General features: G+C 26.8%; 12 protein-coding genes. 1 reads left to right on the top strand and 11 read right to left on the bottom strand.

Features of this window, described 5'->3' with window-relative positions:
* Window positions 1-119 precede the first annotated feature (119 nt).
* From H4K35_RS15320 to H4K35_RS15300, 5 genes are all read right to left on the bottom strand, one after another.
* Entirely contained in the window at window positions 120-968 is an 849-nt protein-coding gene (locus tag H4K35_RS15320) for a hypothetical protein (RefSeq protein ID WP_182628784.1), read from the bottom strand.
* A 3-nt stretch (window positions 969-971) separates the two neighbouring features.
* Window positions 972-1,577 carry a BREX protein BrxB domain-containing protein gene (locus tag H4K35_RS15315; RefSeq protein ID WP_182628783.1) on the bottom strand — a complete coding sequence of 202 codons (606 nt, stop codon included), beginning with the start codon at window positions 1,575-1,577 and terminating at the stop codon, window positions 972-974.
* Between the two features lie 2 nt (window positions 1,578-1,579).
* Window positions 1,580-2,167 carry a BrxA family protein gene (locus H4K35_RS15310; protein ID WP_182628782.1) on the bottom strand — a complete coding sequence of 196 codons (588 nt, stop codon included), beginning with the start codon at window positions 2,165-2,167 and terminating at the stop codon, window positions 1,580-1,582.
* The gene (locus tag H4K35_RS15305; protein WP_182628781.1) at window positions 2,164-2,370 is read right to left on the bottom strand and encodes a helix-turn-helix transcriptional regulator; all 207 of its coding nucleotides are present in this window, start codon (window positions 2,368-2,370) and stop codon (window positions 2,164-2,166) included. Before H4K35_RS15305 ends, H4K35_RS15310 begins: the two co-directional genes overlap by 4 nt.
* An 82-nt stretch (window positions 2,371-2,452) precedes the next feature.
* Window positions 2,453-2,842, bottom strand: a complete 390-nt coding sequence (locus H4K35_RS15300; RefSeq protein WP_182628780.1) for a hypothetical protein — start codon at window positions 2,840-2,842, stop codon at window positions 2,453-2,455.
* Between the two features lie 147 nt (window positions 2,843-2,989).
* Between H4K35_RS15300 and H4K35_RS15295 the strand changes: the two genes are divergently transcribed.
* The gene (locus tag H4K35_RS15295; protein ID WP_182628779.1) at window positions 2,990-3,664 is read left to right on the top strand and encodes a hypothetical protein; all 675 of its coding nucleotides are present in this window, start codon (window positions 2,990-2,992) and stop codon (window positions 3,662-3,664) included.
* On the opposite strand, the gene H4K35_RS15290 is transcribed toward H4K35_RS15295, so the two are convergent.
* The 6 genes from H4K35_RS15290 to H4K35_RS15265 all read right to left on the bottom strand — a co-directional run bounded on the left by H4K35_RS15290 (window position 3,653) and on the right by H4K35_RS15265 (window position 7,129).
* The gene (locus H4K35_RS15290) at window positions 3,653-4,222 is read right to left on the bottom strand and encodes a metallophosphoesterase (RefSeq protein WP_182628778.1); all 570 of its coding nucleotides are present in this window, start codon (window positions 4,220-4,222) and stop codon (window positions 3,653-3,655) included. The two genes, H4K35_RS15295 and H4K35_RS15290, sit on opposite strands and share 12 nt — an antisense overlap.
* Entirely contained in the window at window positions 4,203-4,514 is a 312-nt protein-coding gene (locus H4K35_RS15285; protein ID WP_220497703.1) for a cyclic-phosphate processing receiver domain-containing protein, read from the bottom strand. The genes H4K35_RS15290 and H4K35_RS15285 overlap by 20 nt, the downstream gene beginning before the upstream one ends.
* A gap of 2 nt (window positions 4,515-4,516) precedes the next feature.
* A complete protein-coding gene (locus tag H4K35_RS15280; RefSeq protein ID WP_182628777.1) occupies window positions 4,517-4,930 on the bottom strand; it encodes a hypothetical protein in 414 nt (137 codons plus the stop codon).
* Window positions 4,931-5,026: 96 nt separating this feature from the next.
* Window positions 5,027-6,271, bottom strand: a complete 1,245-nt coding sequence (locus H4K35_RS15275; RefSeq protein ID WP_182628776.1) for a PD-(D/E)XK nuclease family protein — start codon at window positions 6,269-6,271, stop codon at window positions 5,027-5,029.
* A 19-nt stretch (window positions 6,272-6,290) separates the two neighbouring features.
* Entirely contained in the window at window positions 6,291-6,782 is a 492-nt protein-coding gene (locus tag H4K35_RS15270; protein WP_182628775.1) for a 3'-5' exonuclease, read from the bottom strand.
* Entirely contained in the window at window positions 6,779-7,129 is a 351-nt protein-coding gene (locus tag H4K35_RS15265; protein WP_182628774.1) for a hypothetical protein, read from the bottom strand. Before H4K35_RS15265 ends, H4K35_RS15270 begins: the two co-directional genes overlap by 4 nt.
* Window positions 7,130-7,367: the final 238 nt, after the last annotated feature.

Raw genomic sequence — 7,367 nt, 5'->3', positions numbered from 1 at the left:
AAAAGGAAACAATAACACCATTATTTTAGTACTTTAGTAACTACTTTTTGACCGTGCTTTTAAACCTCATTTACACTGGTCACTTTAAACCAGAATATACTGGTCACTTTCACCAGAATTTACATCAATAATAAATCAGTATTTGAGCCAATATATTGAGATACTTCATCCATTAAAAATATTAATTTAAAGTTGTCTTCTTGTTGGTCAACATACTCCTTTATCTCTTGTATAAACTCATCAATTCTATAATCTTGATCGTCTTTTATAGCATTTCTTAAAGCCTCCTTATCAATTGTATTATCCAATTCATAAGCTATATCAATAACTTTAGCCAAACGCATTCTTATGATATCACGAATCTTTGCGTCTGTCCATTGCTCTTTAATTTCTTCTTTTATTTTTGATTTAAATTGATCAAACAATCCCATTTGATCAAAATGTTTTTCAATTAATAATGCTATCGCAATATTTGAAGTGTTGTACCCTCTTTTTGCATTTAATTGATTAAACAAAATACGTGTGATTGTATTGTTGTTTTTAACCGTTCCAGATACAGCATCAACATTAAATATGATTTCATTAATATTAGTCTTATCTAATATATTTTGTATTAACTGTACATTAGATAAAGTTACCTCTGATAAATCATCTAATTTTAAATTAGAAATGGCATTTTTATATCTTTCAAATGCTAATTCTCGAGTATTACTATTTAAACAGTAAAATAAATATTTAATAAAATGCGATTTACCACTTCCATAATAACCAGAAACCCAAACTCCGGTTTTACCTTCTTTTTTTTGAGAGATGGCATTAAGAAATTTATAAATATTGGTTACAATATCTGTTGTAAAAACATATTCATTAATTTCTTGTTCAATTCTATTTTCTTCTAATTCACTAACTACAACTGCTGGGTTTATGTGTCGTGTGATGTCTTTATCGTAGATGTATTTTAATTTCATGTTTTATAGTAATTGGTTTAAATGGTTTGCTCTATATAAATTGTCATCATTAAATTCACCGAAAAGAGAGTAATTTGCCATTGTAAATGACCCTGGGTAAAAGACAATAAGTTTATGATTTTTAATATGCTTTTCTGTATTTTTTAAAAAATGTGATACTCTCAAATAAGGAAATATCGATCCAAATCCATATACTAACAAATAGACTTTAGCATCATCCTTTGCTTCAAAATAATTACTTATTTTATTACCTAGATAATCAATGAATTCTCCTTGATCCTGTGCCTTTTCTTTTAAATATTCCGATGCTTCTTGAACATCAGATTCTTCAAGTTCTATAATTTCATCAATTAATGATCTTCCTGCAAAAGACTGATTTTTCAAAAATTCAATAAACTCGTAAAAAACATTAATTACTAGGCAGTTTAAGCTATTAGATGGACGTTTTAATTGCTCATTTAACGTGTTGATTTGTTTTCTTATTTCATATTCCTCTTTGGGATCATAAGTATAGATATAAGCTGGAAAAAACAACAAACCTGTATTTGGATCTTTAAAAGCTTCATCTGACAGCAATGAAAATATTTGTTCTATTTTATTTGAAATCATAACTAATTTAAACTTTTACCATTAACTAAAATACAGTCGAAAAACCATATATCTTTTTGTTGATTCAATAAATCAATTAATCTATCAGAAGGCTTTATAGGTTGAATAATACCATCTTTATACATTCCTAAATCTTTAAATATTTTAATAGCTATTTGTGATAACTTATAATGTGTTCCCTCAGAAATAGAATTCAGTTGCTCTTCACTTAACTTGTTTGCTAAAAAATATTTAAAATCATAAGTACTCAATTCATTATCAAAATTAATCCACTTTTTATATACAACTTCTAAACAAAACTCTGTAATTATGTTATATAACTTGCATATAGATAGGAATAAAATTATTTTTTGATCCGTTTCATTTGTATCATTGAAAAAAGTAATATAAGAAGTATTTAATTTTTTTAATCTTCTATCAATTTCATTCTTCAATCTTTTTCTAGATGATTCAGAATTTGTTTTTAACACATCACTGTTTAAAATAAAATCTCCTTCAAAATACTTTTCTAAATCAGTAACAGAGTTGATTAAGATTTTAGATTCTTCATATAGTAAAGCCCCACCTGTAAAACTTAAGGAGTAATTCATTTTATATTCTTTGATGAGTTCAACAATTCTATTATATCAACGTCTAAGTGCTTAGCAATTTCTAGCAAAGTTTCCATCGAAGGTTGAACTTCATTTGTACACCATCTTGAAACAGTTACTTCGCTTTTACCTAACTTTTCTGCCAACCATTTGTTGGTTCTACCACATTCAACCAGCTTAAGCTTTATCTTATTGATTTTCATCTTGTGTTATTACTTTAACATTTGGTGTTAAATATATAACTAAAAATGAATATTTAAAATAATATAAAAATGATTTTTACTACTAAAAATTATATTCTTTACATATTAACTCAAAAGGTATTTCCTTTAAATGATATAAATTTTTACTTGATATTGGAAATGCATATTCATCTTGAAAACAAATCACTGTTAAAGCAGAATAATCTTTATCTAAATCCTTAAAAGGCTTAAAAATCATTAATTCTAAAATAATACAAAACTCCGGAAAATTATCATCTTCATTGACACGAGGATCTACAATAAAACTATAATCTCTATAGAACACACGTTTAGCGCGTTGCTTTATATCAACTAAAACATCATCATTCAATTCTTTATCATAAGTCCCTTCTATCAATGAATCATAAGTCTTCATTTGATAAATTTTACTGATTTCTATTTCTGTATTATTAATAAGTATTTTATTTATCATGTATTTATTTTTGTTAAAAATAAATACTTAACACGACAATGTGTGTCATTACATTATATATTTAATATTCTAACAATTACAATTATTAGATTAACAAATTAAATCACTTTTTCTTTTTATATATTTGATTGAATTTAAAATTCCTTCATGACAAAATTATCTGCCTTTGATAACAGCATTGCAAAAAAAATGTATTATTATGATTTGATTGATGATTGGAAAAATACAAAAAACAGAGATACCTCTGATTGCTTTCTAGAATATTATGAAGATTTTGAAAAAAATCTTGGTTTACCTTTATGGTTAGCCTATCTATTACGTACTATAAATCATTTTAATAAAAAAGATGATTTGTTACCTCACGTTTCAACATATGATTATAGAGATAAATTCTATGAAAAATTTATTCTTTCTTGTAAATTAGGAATCGATTATTCTAAAATGCTTCATGAATGGCAAATTCTTGTATTAACAGAATTTCTTTTTGTTGATGAAATAAAACCTAAACTTGTTGATAGAACAATTGAAATGCATCAAAAAGCGCTATCCCAAACTATTGCTTTTTTTGAATGGAAAAAACTTAGTGAACTTATTGAAATCGAATTAGACACTTATACTTCATTAAAAAATAAAAAACATCAATTATTAAGAGCCGCATACTTATCTATTGATGAAGTAATTGATATTAAAAACATTAGTACATCCTCTATAGAAGCTTTAATTCCATATGATGAAAATAATAAAGAAATAAACCTATTTTGGTCGTTAGTAATGGACGATATATTAGATATGTTATCTCAATGGGAACCATTAAAAGTCTAGTTGATGATATACAGAAACATTATTAAAAATTGTTTTTTCTATCTCTAAAAATTTACCTCCTGTTTCATGAATGTGTCCAAATAAATGATTTCTAGGTTTTAATTTACTAACATATTTTAATAGCGTAGGACATCCCATATTAACATCTAAAATACCATATGGAGGTGCATGTGTTAATAGAAAATCTACTTTTTCAGGTACTTTTAACTGAGGATATTCTAGTAACCCCATTGTGGCTGGTACAGATACAAATGTTATACCTTCTATCTTCATGAATCTATTTTCTAAAAAAATACAGTTTTTTGGAAAAAAGCTTAAAAATTCATCAGGTTCAAACTGCCACTGCAATTCATGATTTCCTGCAACAAACAATTTGTGTTTTGCAGGATATTGAATAAACCACTCTAAAAAATCTTGTAAATGTGCATTATTTCCAAAATCACATGCGTCGCCCAAAAAAAGTACAATATCTGCACTTGTATATCGCATTTCTCTGTGTTTACCATGCGTGTCTGAAAATGCAACAATAGTTTTATTTTTATAGAGAATTTGAGTCATTGTTTTTAATGAAATTATTTAATAGCGATTCAATGTTTTTCTTTCCCACGGGATTTTGACTATGAACGGTAAATTCTGGCAACCCTATCTTTTTATCTAAGCAATAATTAACCAACCATTTGGCACAATCGAAACCGCTTTCTTCCAATCCAAGATCGTGATCAAACGAAATAAAATCTGGTAGTCCGTTTTGATTGATGTAATTAATAAATTCTGTATAAGTACGCACTCCAATAAATTCATTAGGAATGGGTCGTAAATCGTCAAGGTATAACTTAATTGTTTTAGGCATAACTACAGTCCATCTGTTTCGATAAAATCATTCATACTTCGCACTAATTTATTCGCTGTTAATGCCTCCACCGTTGCCATTAACATTTTTTTACTGATGTACTTTATTTCGCTTTTCATTTCGCTGAATTCATGCATTTCGGCAAGTTCTTTACCAAAAGATACAAAATGAACATTCTTTAATTCTTTTACCTTTGAATATTCTTTCTGTTGAAAAAGCACCGTATGAATAATAAAAATATGAATGTCGGCATTTGAAATTTCAATAGAGAATGTATGTGGTGTTACTCTTAAATTCTCGTACTTTTTAAATGTAAGTATATACGCTAAAGCCTCGCAAAATTCAGGTTCTTCGCAAAAGGCCATGTAGTTCAATTGTTTAAAGAAGTCGCTGTAGTACCAATTAATATTTTCCATTGTTGTTTCATTTTCTTCAAATGTAACCTGTTAAGCAGACAAAATATGTCCTATTAAATAAAACTCCCGAAATTTAAATTTCGGGAGTTCTATTTTTTAATTATATTCATTTTTAATTACCGATAAAAATCTATCTATAATACTATCGTAAATTTCAATTAAATCAGGTATCTGGTTTTGATTAAATTTTAATTCTTGTAAGTCTATATTATGAATACCTAACATATCGCTAGATTTAGTGTATAAAGAAAAAAGAAAGCGATCATGGCTTGATTCAACTTCACCATTACTAAATGATTTTTGAAATTTGAACGCTAAATTTTCATGCTTTTGAGATTTTTTAATTTGGTTGACTGAACAAGCAATAGCAGGAAGTTTTAATCCACTTTCTTGAAATTCAATTTCAATACAAAGATCTTTCAAAATATCAGCATTATAAAAAGTAACTCCAGTTTGTTTTTTACCTTGAAAAAAACCATCATCAATTTTTAAGTCTAAAGCATTTCGTTGAGCTACTACATTTAAAACTTTTTCAATAAAAATTTCTGAAGAATCATGAACTAATTTAGAAGTTATATCATTTTGATTTTGGAGTAGTGCTTTAAAAGCATTATAATTATTTTCATTACTTAATATAAGATCTGTTAATTCTTGTTCCATCTTGTTATTTGTTGTTTGGTTAGTTAATTGCTTAATTAATGTTAAATATTGATTTAAAGTTTCTCTAATTATTGGCTTATTTGCCATCTCTTTAATACATTTTTCAATCCAATTGATAATATTATTTTTATATGAAATACAAATAAAATCATTTCCATTTATTAAATCTTTTTGAGAATTATTTGAAGGTATATCTCCATTTAAAGTCAAATATAAAATAGGTGAATTAGAATAGTATTTTTTATATCTTATTAATTGAGAAGGTTGATCTAATGCGTAAATTTTATTTTCAATGACTAATTGATGTTTATTGTTTTTTATAACAATATCCGCTCTACCACCTTCTTCACTTTCATAATTGACCAATCCTAAATATTCTTCTATCTTAACATAACTATTTAAAGTCTCAAAATTATTTAGTAGTAAAATTTTTTGATCATTTTCAAAAAAAAGATTTTTAATTTCAGCAATAAATAGTTTCAAAAAAAGATCTTTTTGACCGTGATTTCCTTGTACATTGAGAAGATTTCCAATAAAAGCTGAATGTATTAATTCTTTATTATTCAAGTTAAGAATATTAAAAATATTAAAGTTTTCGCCAGTGTACTCTTCAATATCAGCATTTTTTCTTTTTATTATCAATGCTTTTTCAAGTAAATTTTCAATTAGATTAATTTCCATATTTTATTAATATTAATTTTCAAAAAATATTCATAGCAATATGCGCGCATGCTTCAGCATCAGCTAACGCAATATGTTGATTATTTAACTCATACCCAAAATGGGCTGCCACGTTGGTCAATTTGTAACTAGGCAAATTTGGAACCACCTCTTTTGCTTTTTTGTAGGTACAATAAAACGTATGAGATGGCATTGCTAGATTATAACTATTAAGCACTGCTAACAAACAACTCTTATCAAAACTTACATTATGAGCGACAATTGGTTTATTCCCTATTCTTCTAGAAATATCATCCCATAATTCATGAAAGGACTTTGCCTCAAATGTATCTAAAAAAGTTAAATTATGTATATCAGTATTTAAAGAATTATAATAATTTGGAAAAGGTTTTATTAAACTATAATAGGTGTCTATAATAATTCCATTCTCTACAACTACCATCCCAATGCTACAAACGCTACTCCTATTATGATTCGCTGTTTCAAAATCTAATGCTACAAAAGTCCTCATTCTGAAATTTTAATTAATTCAACTTCCCATTGATAATCTACTGGAATTTCGATCCAAATAGCTTGTATTAATAAAATTTCTTGAATACTTAAATTAGAGTAGTATAAAATACAATAAAAGGTGTAACAAAACCTGTAACCATCTAAAATTGTTCCTCGCAAATAATCAATCTCATTCCATTCAGGATGCTCTTTTCTCATCATATAGGCTGTAAACGAAGCTACATGGCATTCATACACAAAATCACCTTGCTCGGTATTGTATTTTTTATTTAAAGCTTCGTCAAAAGTAAAACAACCAATTTTGAAATCGATGTTGTAATCCCAAATCGTTTGGTTTACTACCATTTGATCTAATTCTTTTTGAAGTATTTCGTATCTCTTAATAGCTTTTGCTTCTTCTAAAGCTATTTTTTCGTTTATAGCGATTAAAGCTACTTTTTGCTCTTCTGTTATTGTGTATGCACCCGAGCAAGTACATCTTGTGAGATATAATTATTCTTCTACAACGTTTGAGTTTAATGTTTTATAGTTATGAGGATATAAATCTGTAATGTTCTTGTGGTTGATAGATTGAATATTTTCT

It is taken from the genome of Myroides sp. NP-2 (assembly GCF_014145665.1).
Classification (GTDB): Bacteria; Bacteroidota; Bacteroidia; order Flavobacteriales; family Flavobacteriaceae; genus Flavobacterium.
Note: the sequence above shows the minus strand (reverse complement) of the source record. Positions and strands in the feature narration are given on the sequence as shown.